General features: G+C 72.6%; 12 protein-coding genes, 1 tRNA gene and 1 pseudogene. 7 read left to right on the top strand and 7 right to left on the bottom strand.

Annotation, left to right across the window (positions count from 1 at the left end; translation table 11 throughout):
- The first annotated feature begins 170 nt into the window (after nucleotides 1–170).
- The 3 genes from ABT123_RS22925 to ABT123_RS22915 all read left to right on the top strand — a co-directional run bounded on the left by ABT123_RS22925 (nucleotide 171) and on the right by ABT123_RS22915 (nucleotide 3,014).
- Nucleotides 171–1,418: a helix-turn-helix domain-containing protein gene (locus ABT123_RS22925; protein WP_351317696.1), complete on the top strand. Its 1,248-nt coding sequence runs from the start codon at nucleotides 171–173 to the stop codon at nucleotides 1,416–1,418.
- A 155-nt stretch (nucleotides 1,419–1,573) separates the two neighbouring features.
- Nucleotides 1,574–1,909 carry a hypothetical protein gene (locus ABT123_RS22920; protein WP_351317765.1) on the top strand — a complete coding sequence of 112 codons (336 nt, stop codon included), beginning with the start codon at nucleotides 1,574–1,576 and terminating at the stop codon, nucleotides 1,907–1,909.
- 625 nt (nucleotides 1,910–2,534) lie between these two features.
- Nucleotides 2,535–3,014, top strand: a complete 480-nt coding sequence (locus ABT123_RS22915; RefSeq protein ID WP_351317694.1) for a hypothetical protein — start codon at nucleotides 2,535–2,537, stop codon at nucleotides 3,012–3,014.
- 128 nt (nucleotides 3,015–3,142) lie between these two features.
- On the opposite strand, the pseudogene ABT123_RS22910 reads toward ABT123_RS22915, so the two are convergent.
- Nucleotides 3,143–3,356 (bottom strand): annotated as a pseudogene (locus ABT123_RS22910) (site-specific integrase); the annotation flags it as partial.
- Nucleotides 3,357–3,370: 14 nt separating this feature from the next.
- Between ABT123_RS22910 and ABT123_RS22905 the strand changes: the two are divergent.
- The gene (locus ABT123_RS22905; protein WP_351317692.1) at nucleotides 3,371–3,958 is read left to right on the top strand and encodes a hypothetical protein; all 588 of its coding nucleotides are present in this window, start codon (nucleotides 3,371–3,373) and stop codon (nucleotides 3,956–3,958) included.
- A gap of 19 nt (nucleotides 3,959–3,977) precedes the next feature.
- Here ABT123_RS22905 and ABT123_RS22900 read toward each other — a convergent pair whose 3' ends face one another.
- From ABT123_RS22900 to ABT123_RS22885, 4 genes are all read right to left on the bottom strand, one after another.
- Nucleotides 3,978–5,096, bottom strand: coding sequence for an alpha/beta hydrolase (locus tag ABT123_RS22900; RefSeq protein WP_351317690.1), 1,119 nt, complete (start codon nucleotides 5,094–5,096; stop codon nucleotides 3,978–3,980).
- Nucleotides 5,097–5,276: 180 nt separating this feature from the next.
- Nucleotides 5,277–5,349, bottom strand: a tRNA-His gene (locus ABT123_RS22895).
- A 74-nt stretch (nucleotides 5,350–5,423) separates the two neighbouring features.
- Nucleotides 5,424–6,203 carry a CTP synthase C-terminal region-related (seleno)protein gene (locus ABT123_RS22890; protein WP_351317688.1) on the bottom strand — a complete coding sequence of 260 codons (780 nt, stop codon included), beginning with the start codon at nucleotides 6,201–6,203 and terminating at the stop codon, nucleotides 5,424–5,426.
- A 59-nt stretch (nucleotides 6,204–6,262) separates the two neighbouring features.
- On the bottom strand, nucleotides 6,263–7,135 hold the full coding sequence (locus ABT123_RS22885; protein ID WP_351317686.1) for a LysR family transcriptional regulator: 873 nt from the start codon (nucleotides 7,133–7,135) through the stop codon (nucleotides 6,263–6,265).
- A 566-nt stretch (nucleotides 7,136–7,701) separates the two neighbouring features.
- Here ABT123_RS22885 and ABT123_RS22880 point away from each other — a divergent pair.
- Nucleotides 7,702–8,838 (top strand): M24 family metallopeptidase, encoded by a 1,137-nt coding sequence (locus ABT123_RS22880; protein ID WP_351317684.1) that lies wholly within the window; start codon nucleotides 7,702–7,704, stop codon nucleotides 8,836–8,838.
- Nucleotides 8,839–9,015: 177 nt separating this feature from the next.
- On the opposite strand, the gene treZ is transcribed toward ABT123_RS22880, so the two are convergent.
- Nucleotides 9,016–10,839 (bottom strand): malto-oligosyltrehalose trehalohydrolase, encoded by a 1,824-nt coding sequence (gene treZ / locus ABT123_RS22875; protein WP_351317682.1) that lies wholly within the window; start codon nucleotides 10,837–10,839, stop codon nucleotides 9,016–9,018.
- A gap of 115 nt (nucleotides 10,840–10,954) precedes the next feature.
- Between treZ and ABT123_RS22870 the strand changes: the two genes are divergently transcribed.
- Both ABT123_RS22870 and ABT123_RS22865 read left to right on the top strand, forming a co-directional pair.
- Nucleotides 10,955–11,569: an FHA domain-containing protein gene (locus tag ABT123_RS22870; RefSeq protein ID WP_502971023.1), complete on the top strand. Its 615-nt coding sequence runs from the start codon at nucleotides 10,955–10,957 to the stop codon at nucleotides 11,567–11,569.
- A 16-nt stretch (nucleotides 11,570–11,585) separates the two neighbouring features.
- A complete protein-coding gene (locus ABT123_RS22865; RefSeq protein ID WP_351317680.1) occupies nucleotides 11,586–12,131 on the top strand; it encodes a GNAT family N-acetyltransferase in 546 nt (181 codons plus the stop codon).
- An 11-nt stretch (nucleotides 12,132–12,142) separates the two neighbouring features.
- Here ABT123_RS22865 and ABT123_RS22860 read toward each other — a convergent pair whose 3' ends face one another.
- The gene (locus ABT123_RS22860) at nucleotides 12,143–13,420 is read right to left on the bottom strand and encodes a M14 family zinc carboxypeptidase (protein WP_351317678.1); all 1,278 of its coding nucleotides are present in this window, start codon (nucleotides 13,418–13,420) and stop codon (nucleotides 12,143–12,145) included.
- Nucleotides 13,421–13,423: the final 3 nt, after the last annotated feature.

Genomic DNA, 13,423 nt, shown 5'->3' with positions numbered 1-13,423 from the left:
GACGAGGGACCTCTCCCGCTCCGGCCCCGATTCTGCTGGCGCCCCGGCCCTGCGTGGTGCTGCCCGCCACCATGCGCGGTGATGGGTCACCGCTTCGGGCGGGTATCTGCCGGATAGCCCTCGGTTGGCTCGTCGAACCGGCGTACCGTGGCGCTGGAGGTGGTCAGCTGATGACTACGGAACTGGCGGACAACGTCCGTAAGTACCGGCGTCGGGCCGGGATGAGCCAAGAAGACCTGGCCCACGCCGCGGCCGTCTCGCCGGGCACGGTGCGCAAGGTCGAGCAGGGCGGCACCGTCCGTATGGAAACCCTTCACGCTCTCGCCCGCGCTCTGAGCGTGACCACAGCAACGCTTCTTGCGCCGGATGCCCCGGAGCCGGTGGGGCGTTCGGAGGATCCGAACCGCGTCAACCTGATCCAGCTCCGCGCAGCCCTCACCCCACCCGTGGGACTCGCGGACTCGGACGGCGAGAGCGCCGAGGAGGAGCCGAACCTGCGCCGCTTCCGCCGCACGGTCCACGACGGTGCGGTGCTCTACCACTCCGACAGCTACAAGAGCGTCGCATCCCAACTGCCTGCGCTCTTGAGGGACGCGAACAGCGCGGTCGCCCACTTCGACAGCGGCGAGGAGCACAGCCAGGCACTCCTGGTCCGTGCCGAGGCATTGCAACTGGCCGGGCGGTACCTGACGCAGGTACGGCAGTACGACCTCGCCTACACCGCGCTGGCCGGCGCGATCACCGACGCACGCCAGGCCGGGGACACACTCACCGGGGCGTCCGGCGTGATCGGGATGTGCTGGCTGCTCCTACGCCAGGGCCGGCTGGACGAAGCCGAACAGCTCGCCTCCCAGACAGCCGACCTGATCGAACCGAGACTGTCCCGTGCGACGCCGGACGAATGCGCGGCATGGGGGTGGCTGGCACTGCGCGCCGCGGCTGCCGCAGGCCGCAACAACCGGCCCCAGGAAGCCCGCCACTACCACCGCGTCGCGAACACGGCGGCATCCGCCGTGGGACGGGAGTACACCGGTTCGTTCTTCCGGCACTGGACGACCTTCGGGCCGCTCACCGTCGGCATGAAGGGCGTGGAAGACGCCATGGTCGTGGGAGACGCTCGCGCCGTCGTTCGTAAATCCAGCGAGGACGCCATGTCACCCAAGGCGTGGAAGAGCGCCGGGCGGCCGAGCGACGACAACTGGAACCGCCACCGCCTGGACGTGGCCCGCGCCCACGCACGGACCAACGACCTGTCCGCAGCGATGGACGAGCTGACCGGAGTCCGCCGCACGTCCCCAGAGTGGCTGAGGCATCAGCGGATGGCCGCCGAGACCATGCAGGAGATCCTGAAGAAGCGCAAGCGCACCCTCACCGCCGAGATGCGTGACATGGCCTCCTACCTGGCCGTAGTCGGATAGGCGCCACGCAACGCGATACTTCCGGTACCCTCCGTCGCCAACTGGCTTGCCTTATGGATGGAGTGACGGACAGTAGGCCCCTACGGTCGCCGTATTCCATTCGGCGACCCAGGTGGGGGTGCACGGTGAGCACATCCAGGACCGACGCGGACCGCATGCGCCGCAGAGATCTCCACGACGCGGCAGCAGGCGTGACCGGTCCCCGCTTGCTGCCATGGACCACTCAGGACGGGAACCCCTGCTACCTCAGCACCGACGGCAGGGGCTACCTCTCCTCACTCGCCGACAGCATCGAAGAAGTACAACTCGACATGGGCGAGGAACTCCTGGGGTACGCCCGTCAGGTCGTGGCCCCCGGAGCCAAGGAGCTGTCGGCCGTCGAGTACCGGTGGCTCGCCTGCCGGCTGGCCGAAGCCCTGACCGACGCACTCCGGGTCGCCGAGTCACGCGGCGACCGCGTCCCCGCCCCGCCCGAGAACCCCGGCTCCTGACGGCAGTAGCGACGGCAACATCCACGAATTCAGGCGCACGACCACGGACTCCGGTAGACCCCAAAACCCCTCCCCACCTGCATAAAAGCAGCTGAGGCGGGACTGCCAGCACACGTACTATGTGCTGGCGGGCGCCGCGCCAGTTCTCGTCCATAACTGCGGCAATGGAGTGGTCTCCAATAGCAAGCCGGACGATCTGCCGTTCGAGCAGATGGCAGCCGATTTCGAGGGGGTGTCCGCAATGGCGGCTGGCTCTCCCGAGTTCTCGCAGGCAGTCGCAGGCGGCGGCAGGTACCTCTGGACGGTAGGGGAGCGAGGTAACCTGATCACAATCGGTAGTGGTGGCAGAGTTGCATCGTTCGACAACTTCACGGGGCACTACACGCCGCAATGCGCGCAGTGTGCCGATTCGTTGGGCCGGCAAGGAGTCGATGCCTTTGGCTTGGCTGGCATCAGAGTCCCGCGGGCCGTAATTCGAGACTATGGCGGGAGTGCGCCGTAAATGAGGATAGAGTCCGATCTTCGCGAAATGCGGGGTGTCCCTCGTGGGCAGCTTGCAGACTGGGTGGGCCGCTGCTTCCCTGACGGTACCTCGCCGCAGTGGTGGCTATCGATCTTCGAGTCCTTGGAGGTCAGCGCCACGCCCTTCCGAGAGATGGCTCCGAACCGACGCGCAGAGGACCTCAGCCTGGCCGCAGAGGCCATCCTGCTGGCTGTCAGGCTTGGGGGCGTTAGGGCTGCGGTCGGCGCTTACTGGATGCTCCGAATCGCAGCGCTTGCCCTGCGATTCGACCCTCCGGTTTCCCACCTTCCGCAAATCCTTACACCGGATGGTTCTATCGAGTGGGCGTTGCGGCAAATTCCCCTCACGCGTGAACGCGCAATCGCAGAATCGGAGATTCGGAGGGGCGAGTACCTTAGCGCCAACGAGGGCTTCTATGCGCCTGTTGGTGGTGAAGTGACTCTGACGGGGGAGGTAGCTTTTTCGGCGCTGCAAGATGTCGAGCTGGTCCTGTCGGCTCTCCCGTGGGTCTGTTCGCACGTCAAAGACAAAGAGATTGAAAGTGAGATTCGTTCCTGGCTGGAAATCAAGGGTGACTTGTAGGGGTTGAGGAGACTCTCGCATAACCGCCCATTTTTCCCGACTGGAGCAGCTTCCGAGCGCACGAGGGGCTGCCGCTGGCCAAACGCCAGCGGCGGATTCTCTGTTTGACGGCAACGCTGACGGCAGCCTCAGCGAACGACAGCTGCAACAGGATGGATGGTCAGACTAGTTGTCGGTCGGGGCGACGGCGTCGCCCAGGGTGTCGATGGCTTGGCGTTGGAGGCGGAGTCGCACGTGGGCGTAGACGGTGGCGGTGACGCCGATGTGGGCGTGGCCGAGGAGTTCTTTGATCACGACGAGGTCGACGCCCTGTTTCGGGTACAGGGCGGAGGTCGAGTGCCTGTGGGGGGATTGTCGTGCACAGTGACGAGGCGGGGATGACGGAGCTTGCGAAGCGGGTTGCCGAAGGGCTGGCGCGGTTGGAGTCGGCTGATCTGGAGACGAGGGTCAGGGCAGTCGAGGCACTTGCCCGGTGCTCGGAAGCGATCGTGGATCGAGTCGCGCAGGTTGCCGCGGAGGACGAGGCCGCGCGGTTTCTCGTCTTCGAGCGGATCCGGGGGTTCGGTTCGCTGTCGGTGGCCGCGGTCGAGCGGGTGTATCGGGAGGCCGAGGATGCTTCCCTTCGGCTGATGTCGGCCTCGGTCCTACTGGAGTTGGGGAACCGGGCCGGCGTGCCCGATCTGATGGCGGCCTTGGGGGACCAAGGTCAACGGCTGTCGACAGCGGCGCTGTCTCTGTCCGACGCGGGGATCGAGGAGGCGGCGGGCCCGATCGAGGAGGCGTTGATGGCGTGCGATTTCGCAGATCGGCGTATGTTGGACGACCTCGCGACCTCGCTCCGGCGGCTCCGCAATCCGTTGCCTGAGCGGGTTCAGGAGCGGCTGTCGCGGGTTGAGCCCGCCTGGTTCCGGGAGTCGCTGCTCGGGCGGCTCGGACCCTACTGAGCGGGGGCACTGCTCTGGCTTATGGCGTGTGGAGGCGGGAGATCAGCCATTGCAGGGCCGGTTTTACCTCCCGGTTCCATGTCTCGTAGGTGTGGCCGCCCATGGGGAGGGTGATGGAGGAGACCCGGGCGGGCCAGTGCACCGCGTTGATGAAGTCGACCGTCTGCGGGTATTGGTGTTCGCCCTTGCGGCTGCTTGCCACCAGGAGGGAGACCGGGGGCTGGGGGAGGTGGCGGAGGCGCCAGAGGAGGTCGTTCTCGCGGCGGTACTGGGCGTTGCCGCCGAAGAGGTTGCCGGTCGTCGGGTCCTCGGCCGCCTCGTAGTTGGCCGACAGGCCGGCCGCCGCGCGGTACGAGTCCGGCTTGCGCAGGGCCAGTTTGAGGGCGCAGTAGCCGCCCACCGAGTTGCCCATCACGCCCCAGGCCCGGGGGTCCCTGGTGAGGCCGTAGTGGGAGGCGATCGCCGCCGGGAGGTCGTCGGCGAAGAAGGTCTCCGTCTGGGGGCCCTTTGGGACATCGATGCATTCTGTGTCCCGGGGCGGGGCCACCGTGGGGGTCAGCATCACCAGGACCGCCGGGCGCATCGCGCCCGAGCGGACCCCGTCCAGGGCGTGCTGGGGGTACTTGAACAGGTCGATCAGGACCCGGGTGGTGCTCGGGTACCCGCTCAGGGTCACGACCGCCGGGAAGCGCCGGCGGTCCGCCGCGGAGGCGGCCAGGTACTCCGGCGGCAGGTAGACGTACGCCCGGGCCGAGATGCCGCTCCGGGCGCCCCGTACCGTCACCGCGTCGATCCGGCCGATCACCGCCGGGTCGGTGGAGTTCAGGTAGCGCCAGGAGCGGGTGCCGTGGACCCGTACGCCGTCCTGCCCCGCGGGGGCGGAGCCCGCGCCGGCCGGTTCGTCGCGAGCCAGGGCCAGCAGGTCGCCCCAGGAGGCGTAGAAGCCGTACGAGGAGTTCACCGCCAGCAGCAGCGGGACGCCCATGGTCAGGGTGATCGCCAGCTGGAGCCCGATGCGGCCGAGGATGTTCCGGATGCCGGGGGCAGACAGGCGGGGCCAGACCCGGACCGTGACGGCGAACACCGCGCAGGCCACCGCGATCGAAAGGGCCAGGGTCGGCCAGGCGCCGATGGACACCGGGTCAGCCCACCGGGCCGCGCGCGGGAGCGGGAGCGGTGATCGGGGTCCGGATATCGCTCGTCATGGTCCCGATCTTGCCAGGCCCGTGCCGCGGGGCCCTGCCTCCGGGTCGGGGCGGGGCAGGGAAAAGCCCGTGGGGGGTACGAGGAAAACCTCGTACCCCCCACGGGATCACAGGGTGAGTGACGGGACTCGAACCCGCGGCCACCTGGACCACAACCAGGTGCTCTACCAGCTGAGCTACACCCACCACGAAGGGTGGCGAACCACCCGTTCGATGTGCACGCACAGCATAGCGGATCAGCGGGGTGCTCCTGCGACGGGTTATTCGGGGGCGTCACCCGCCCCGGCCTGGGCCCCGGCCCGCGCTCCGGCCCGGGCCACGGCCGCCGCCGCGAGGGCCCGGACCGCCGGGTGCGGGCGGCTTCCGTCCCCGGACAGCTCCGGCTGGAAGAGGGTGGCCAGGAAGAAGGGGTGCCCGGGCAGCTCCGCCATCCGGACCTGGCCGCTCTCGTCGTGCCCGGACAGCCGCAGGCCCCGCGCGGCGAGCGCGGGCAGATGGCGGGCGTCGGGCCCGTAGTTGCAGTGGTACCGCTCCAGGGAGCGCTCCGCGCCCAGGACGCGCTCGGCGAGCGAGCCCGGCTCGGCCCGGACCACGCCCTCGTGCCCCACGAGCGAGCAGGCGAGCGGCGCGATCAGCGGGTCGGCGGCGGCCGGGTCGTTCTCGGCGTGTGCGGCGCCGGTGAGGCCGCAGACGTTGCGGGCGTACTCCAGGAGGGCGTGCTGGAAGCCCCCGCAGGTGCCGAGGAAGGGAATGCCCTGCTCGCGGGCGGTCCGGATGGCGGCGAGCGCCCCGGCCTCGCTGGCGTACGGGCTGCCGGGCAGCATCCACACGGCGTCGAAGCCGGCCAGCGCGCCGGACTCCGCCTCGGCGAGGGCGTCGCCGGTGGGGATCCAATACGCGTCGAGGACGAGACCGTCGCGGGCGGCAAGGGAGTCGAGGAGGAGGGGGATGCGGGTGTGGGAGGCGACGTGCGGGGAGCGGTCGCCGACGAGCGCGATCCGAGCGGTGCCTACGGCGGTGGCGGTGTGTGCGGTGGTCATGGGGATCATCGTGGGCGGGGCGGAGCGTTCACGTCCAACGATGATCCATGCACGGTCCATCAGTGTTGCTGATGGGTCAGGCGGGCGGCCAGGGCGGCAGCCGCGCCGGTCAGCGCGCCGGGCGAGAGCAGCTCCGTACGGTGCACCAGCCGCGGAGCGGCCAGTGGTACGGCCACCCCCGCGCCGGCCGATTCCGCCACCCGGCGCGGCAGCAGGGCCAGGCCGTGGCCGGCGGCGGCCAGGGCGCACAGCGCGTGCAGGTCCGTACCGTCGTAGCGGAGGGCGGGGCGGCGCGGGCCGGGCGATCCGGTGGCCGCGCGCACGGCGGCCAGCGGGATCCCGGCCCCGGGGGCGTCCAGCCAGCGCGCGTCGGCGAGATCGTCCAGCCGGACGGCGGCCCGGGCGGCGAAGGGGTGGCCGGCCGGGAGGAGCACGGCGAGCTCCTCCTCGCCGAGGCCGGCGACGGCCAGCGGGGCCACGTCCGGCAGCCGCAGCGGATCACTGGGGGCGGCGGGGCCGTCGACCAGGCCGAGATCGCAGCCCCCGGTGGCGACGGCGGCCGGTACCGCGGCCGGGGCCATCACCCGGAGGGTCACCCCGGTCGAGGGCAGCGCGCCGAGCAGCCGCGGCCCCACGGCGAGCGGCGAGGCGGCGACGGTCACCTCCTCCGGCGGCGCGGCGGCCAGCCGCAGCACATCGGCCCGCGCCGCATCCAGCCGGAGGAGCAGCGGCCCGGCATGCTCCAGCAGCCGCGCCCCGGCGACCGTCGGCCCGACCGGCCGCCGGGTCAGCAACTCGGCGCGCAGGTCGCCCTCCAGAGCGGCGATGTGCTGCGAGACGGCGGACTGGGTGTAGCCGAGCTCGCGGGCGGCGGCAGAGAAGGAACCGAGCCGCACGACGGCGACAAAGGTCCGAAGCAGATGCGGATCCATCCCCCCAGCATGCAGTTCGCTCGCGCGTGCCTCTGCAGGCCCCCGGCCCGCTCCCGCGCCCCTGCGGGCTACGCTGGCGCCTGGCTGCGCCGGGTGTCCGGCTGCGCCGCCCCGCCGTCCGCCGTACCGGCGGCCTTCGGCCCCGCCGTCCTGGCCTGTCCCGGCCCTGACTCCTCCGTCCGGCCCTGGCCCCGCCGTCCCGGCCCTGGCCTTCGGCCCCGGGCCTGGGCGGTGCCCCCAAGTCTGCGCGGCCCGGCCGCTGTTGCCTCCGTCTTACGCTTCCCAGCCTGCGGGACTTGGACGCCTCGCCGCCCCGCCCCCTGGCGGGCGCGGTCGGCCCGGCCCCGGCCCCGGCCCGGCCCCGGCCTTCGGCCCCGAGCCCGGGCGGTGCCCCCGGGCCTCCGCGGCCCGGCCGCCCTTGCCTGCGGGACCCGGACGACTCCGCTCCGCCGCCGGAGGAGCCGACGCCCGCGGGCGGGCCGCCACGCCGGCCCCGCCCCCGTACCCCGCTTCGGAGGGCCGGAAAATTGCGGGCCTCGGGCATGCCGGTGGGTAAGGATGCGGGCATGGCTGAAGACGACACCACCCCCGCTCCCTTCACCGCCGCCGACTACGCGGCCCGCATGGCAGCCGCCACCATGGCTGCCGCCGACGCCGGACTCGCCGGGCTGCTCATCGCGCCCGGGCCGGATCTTGTGCATCTCACCGGGTACCGCCCCGTCGACACCGAGCGCCTCACCGTGCTCGTGCTCGCCGCCGGGCAGCAGCCGACGCTGGTCGTGCCCGCGCTGGAGGCGCCCGATGCCGCCGCGGCGGCCGGGGGCGAGGCACTGACGCTGCGGGAGTGGACCGACGGGAAGAACCCGTACGAGGTCACCGCCCCGCTCCTCGACGCCCGGGGCCGCTTCGGGGTGAGCGACAACACCTGGGCCCTTCATCTCCTCGGCCTCCGCCGGGAGTTGCCCGGCACGGACCACGTGGCCCTGACCGAGGCCCTGCCCCTGCTGCGCGCCGTCAAGGATGCCCGGGAACTGGAACGGCTGGCCGCGGCCGGTGCGGCGGCCGATGCCGCGTACGGGGAGATCCTCGGCGTACGCTTCGTCGGCCGGCGGGAGACGGAGGTCGCCGCCGACCTCGCCGCGCTGCTCCGCGCCCACGGCCACTCCCAGGTGGACTTCACCGTGGTCGGCTCCGGCCCCAACGGGGCCAATCCGCACCACGAGGCGGGCGACCGGGTCATCGAGCGCGGCGACACGATCGTCCTCGACTTCGGCGGGCTCAAGCACGGCTACGGCTCGGACATCTCGCGGACCGTGCACGTCGGCGGCGAGCCGACCGCCGAGGAGCAGCGGGTGCACGACCTGGTACGCGAGGCCCAGCAGGCCGCCTTCGAGGCGGTACGGCCCGGCGCCACCTGCCAGGACGTGGACCGGGTGGCCCGCGCGGTGATCACGGAGGGCGGTTACGGGGACCGCTTCATCCACCGCACCGGGCACGGCATCGGAGTGACCACCCACGAGCCGCCCTACCTGGTGGAGGGCGAGGAGCAGCCGCTGCTGCCCGGCATGTGCTTCTCGATCGAGCCCGGGATCTACCTTCCGGGCCGCTTCGGCGTGCGGATCGAGGACATCGTGACGGTCACGGGCGAGGGGACCGGCCGGCGCCTCAACCACGCGCCGCGCGAGCTCGCCCGCGTCGACTGAGCCCCGCCTCGGGAGTGTCCGGCTGAACGGCCGGAAATCGCCGCTGAGCCGGGCAACCGAATCGGCGCAACCGGTGGTCTGGAGGGCGAGGGGGTGTGTGGCGGCCCGGGGGCACAGGGGACTCCCGGACCGCCGCACACACCATTCACCGCTCACCACTCACCGCACGCCACCCACCTACGGGCCGAGGACCGCCGCCGACGCGCCCGGCAGGTGGATCCGCCCGTCCGGACCCGGATGCTCCACCGGCTTCCACGCGGCCAGCACCCGGACCCCGTTGCGGCCCAGCGCGATGGTCACCGGATCCGCCGAAAGGTTCACCGCGACCCGGATGTCCCCGCGCCGGAAGGTCAGCCAGCGGCGCTCCTCGTCGAAGGCGACCCGCACCGCGCCCAGATCCGGGTCCCGTAGATCCGGCTGGGTGCGGCGCAGCGCGATCAGCGAGCGGTACCAGGCCAGCAGCCGCTCGTGCTCCGGGCGGTCCGGCTCGGACCAGTCCAGGCAGGACCGCTCGCGGGTGGCCGCGTCCTGCGGGTCCGGGATCTCCTCGGCCGCCCACCCGTGCGCGGCGAACTCCCGCCGCCGGCCCGCCCGTACGGCCTCACCCAGCGCCGGATCCGGATGGTCGGTGAAGTACTGCCAGGGCGTCCGCGCACCCCACTCCTCGCCCATGAACAGCATCGGTACGAACGGCCCGGTGAGCACCAGCGCGGCGGCGCAGGCCAGCAGCCCCGGCGGCAGGCTGCCGGAAAGCCGGTCGCCCAGCGCCCGGTTGCCGATCTGGTCGTGGGTCTGGGCGTACCCCAGGAAGCGGTGCGCCGGTGTGCGGCGGCGGTCGACCGGGCGGCCGTGGGTGCGGCCCCGGAAGGACGACCAGGTGCCGTCGTGGAAGAACACCCGGGTCATGGTCTTGGCGAGGGCGGCGAGCGGCGTCTGGGCGAAGTCGGCGTAGTAGCCCTGGGATTCGCCGGTCAGCGCAGCGTGCAGGGCGTGGTGGAAGTCATCGTTCCACTGGGCGTGCAGGCCGAGCCCACCGGAGCCGTCGGCGCCGCCCGGCCCGCCTGTCCCGCCGGAGCCGCGCGGGGCGGTCGTCCGCGGGTCGCACCGGTCGGACTCGGCGATCAGGAACAGCGGGCGGCCGGTCTCCGCGGCCAGCTCGTCCACCGCCTGCGACAGCTCCTCGAGGAAGGTCAGCGCGCGGCCGTCGGCCAGCGCATGCACCGCATCCAGGCGGAGGCCGTCGATCCGGTAGTCCCGCAGCCAGGCCAGGGCACTGCCGATGAGGTACGCCCGGACCTCGTCGGAGCCGGGCGCGTCCAGGTTGACCGCCGCACCCCACGGGGTGTGGTGCGTGTCGGTGAAGTAGGGCCCGAAGGCCGGGAGGTGGTTGCCGGACGGGCCGAGGTGGTTGTGGACCACGTCCAGCACCACCCCCAGCCCGTGCCCGTGCGCCGCCGCCACGAACCGGGCCAGGCCGGCCGGGCCGCCGTACGGCTCGTGCACCGCCCACGGCGCCACCCCGTCGTACCCCCAGCCGTGCCGGCCGGGGAACGGGCAGACCGGCATCAGCTCTACGTGCGTGACGCCCAGCGAGACCAGATGGCCGAGGCGGGCGGCGGCTGCGTCGAAGGTCCCCTCGGGGGTGAACGTGCCGATGTGCAGCTCGTACAGGACCGCGTCCTGGAGCGGGGCCGGGGCGGGGGTCGGAGGCGAGGCCGGGGGCGACGGCTGGGTGGTCGGAGCGGGCCAGGCGGCGGCCGGGTCCGCCACCGCCGAGAGGCCGTCCGGGCCGTCCGGCAGCCGCCGGCCGCGCGGGTCGGGGCGGACGACGGGATCGTCGTCGAGCAGGAACCCGTACCGGTCCCCTTCCTCGGCCGGGGCGTCGACCCGCCACCAGCCGGCCCGCTTCGGATCCGTGTCGCGCTCCATCGGGTACGTGCCCTCGTTGAGCCGCATCTCCACGCGCGCCGCAGCATGCGGCGCCCACACCTCGAACTGCACGGACGGTCCCCTTGTCGTCGGCGGGGCCGGCGGTGACCGGCATTCACGGCCCATCATCCCGGGCGGGGCGGGGCAGTTCTGGACACTCCGGCCCCGACGGGCCGACAATCACCCTGTGACGTCGAGTTTTGAGATTCCCGTGCAGCCGGTGCAACCCGTGCATCCCGTGCTGCGGCTCTCCGACGCCGAACGCGACCGGGTGCTGATGCAGCTCCGGGAGGGCGCGGCGGACGGAAAGCTGTCGCACGACACCTTCCTGCGCAGGATGGAACTCGCCCTGCTCGCCCGGCGGTCCGAGGATCTGGCGGTGCTCACCTCCGACCTCGCGAGCCGGGTCGGCGACATTCCGCACCACCCACAGCTCCCGCACGGCGAGCACAGCCCGTGGACCGGCCGGTTGTTCGGCTGGGTGGGGCGGCTCTCGGCGGTGGGCGTCGGTATCCGCCGTGCCTGGCAGGCGGAGCGGCTGCCGAAGCTGCTGCTGCCGATGGCCGGCGGGGAGACCCTGAAGATCGGCCGGGACCCCGGCAACGGCCTGCGGCTCAGCCACGAGACGGTCTCCCGCAGCCATGCGGAGCTGAGCCTGCGGGACGGCCTGTGGGTGCTGCGGGACCTGGGCTCGACCAACGGCACGACCGTCAACGGGCGACGGGTCACCGGCTCCGCGGTGGTCCGGGACGGCGACCAGGTCGCCTTCGGCCGCATGACGTTCCGGCTGTCCGCTTCGTAGGGCGCAGGATGGGGGGATGACCCAACAGTCGTCGCAGTCGTCGAACCTTCAGCCCGCCGTGCGCCGCGCCCGGCCCGAGGACCTGGCACGCCTCGTCGAGCTCATCCACGAGCACGTCGCCTACGAGAAGTCCGCCCCCCGCCCGCCCGGCCTGGCGGACCGGCTCGGGCGGCAGCTGTTCGCGCCCGAGGCCGGGGCCGATGCCGGGCTGTGGGTGCTGGTCGCCGAGGATCCGGACGGCGAGGTGGTCGGATACGCGGCCTGCTCCGCCGAGTTCTCGTTCTGGGACGCCCGGCACTACCTGCACATGGACTGCCTCTACCTGGCCGACGGCGCCCGCGGCCACGGCCTCGGCGCTGCCCTGATGGCCGCCGTGGCGGACCTCGCCCGTGAGCTCGGCATGGACCAGGTCCAGTGGCAGACCCCCGACTGGAACGAGGGCGCGATCCGCTTCTACGACCGCTTGGGCGCGGCCGGGATACAGAAGCGCCGCTACAGCCTGGACCTGACCGGCCCCGAAGCCGGCCCCGGCTCCGACTCCGCCCGTCCGGCTGCGGACTGACCCGCGGCCCCTCACCCCCGCCCGGTCAGCCGCTCGTACGCCGCCAGGACCGTCCGCGACTGGTGTTCCACCTGCGTGGCGACCGGGATCCAGCGGGCCCCGAAGCGGCCCGCGAACTCCTCGCACCAGCCGGTGACCAGCCGGTCCAGCGCGGGGGCCGCCGGGTGGCCGGCCGCGCGCAGGACCCGCAGCAGCATGGCCGCGGCGCGCAGCGCCAGCCGGCGGCCGAACGCGTCGATGCTGCCCAGGTACGCGGCGGTCGCCTCGGCGGGGGCGTCCGGGCCGCCCCACTGCGCGCTGATCCGCGGGATCAGCGCGAGCGTCCAGTCCACCGACCGCAGCAGCGGCGCGGCGAGTTCGGGATCGTCCCCCGGCAGCTCCGCCCGGGCCGCGTCGAGGATCCGGGCCACCCGGCCCGCGTCCCGGTCCAGCCGGCCGGCCAGCGCCTGCAGGACCCGCCGCGGGTCCGGGTGCGGAGCCGGGTCGTCCACCAGGTCGCTGGCCCACATGGGGACTTCGACGATCGCGGTCGTGCCCTCGTACCGGTGCGCGTGGTACCAGGTGCTCAGCCGGGTGTCCTCCGGGTGGAACACCGCTGTGGCCTCGGTGCCCGGCTCCGGCATCACGAAGATGCCGGGCCCGGGCGATGGCCAGCCGGCCGCGTCCGAGGCCCCGGTCTCCACCGGAATGTGAAGCTCCGCCGCCGATTTGGCGAACGGCTCGGCCAGCCCGGGTATGTCCCGGGTCAGCTGTACCCAACTGCCGCCCAGGTCCGTGCAGTGCAGGGACACCTGCAATAGGGGTTGCAGTTCGTCGATGAGCCCGGTCAGGGCCAGCGTCTCCGGTGGCAGCCGGTCCGGGGGCAGTAAGGACGGCGCCCACTCGGGCTGTTCGGGGCCGGGCGGCCGGTAGAAGTTCCGGTGGTAGTCCAGCAGCGAGTACGGGCGCGGGGTGCGGTGCAGGGCCGCGCCGTCCGGGTCGGCGCAGAGCAGGAAGTGCCAGTCGCAGTCGGACCGCGGCTCCGGGTCGCGGATGATCCGGCGGGCCAGGGCCAGCGCGGTGGGTCCGCCGACGGGCTCGTTGGCGTGCGCCCCGGCAACGACCAGCACCCCGGCCCCGGCGTCGCCGGAACGGCCGCGTCCGACCGACAGCAGCCACAGCGGTCGGCCTCCCCGGGAGGTGCCGGCCCGGCGGAGCCGGACCAGCCCGGGGTGTTCGTCGGTCAGGGCTCTGGCGGCCAGGGAGAGTTCGTGCGGGGTGGGGTAGCACATGTCACGGATGAGGGTCACCGA

The sequence above is a fragment of the Streptomyces sp. NPDC002054 genome (assembly GCF_040296685.1).
In the GTDB taxonomy this organism is placed as follows: Bacteria; Actinomycetota; Actinomycetes; order Streptomycetales; family Streptomycetaceae; genus Streptomyces.
The sequence above is the reverse complement of the archived record's forward strand: the minus strand, read 5'-3'. Positions and strand labels throughout refer to the sequence as shown.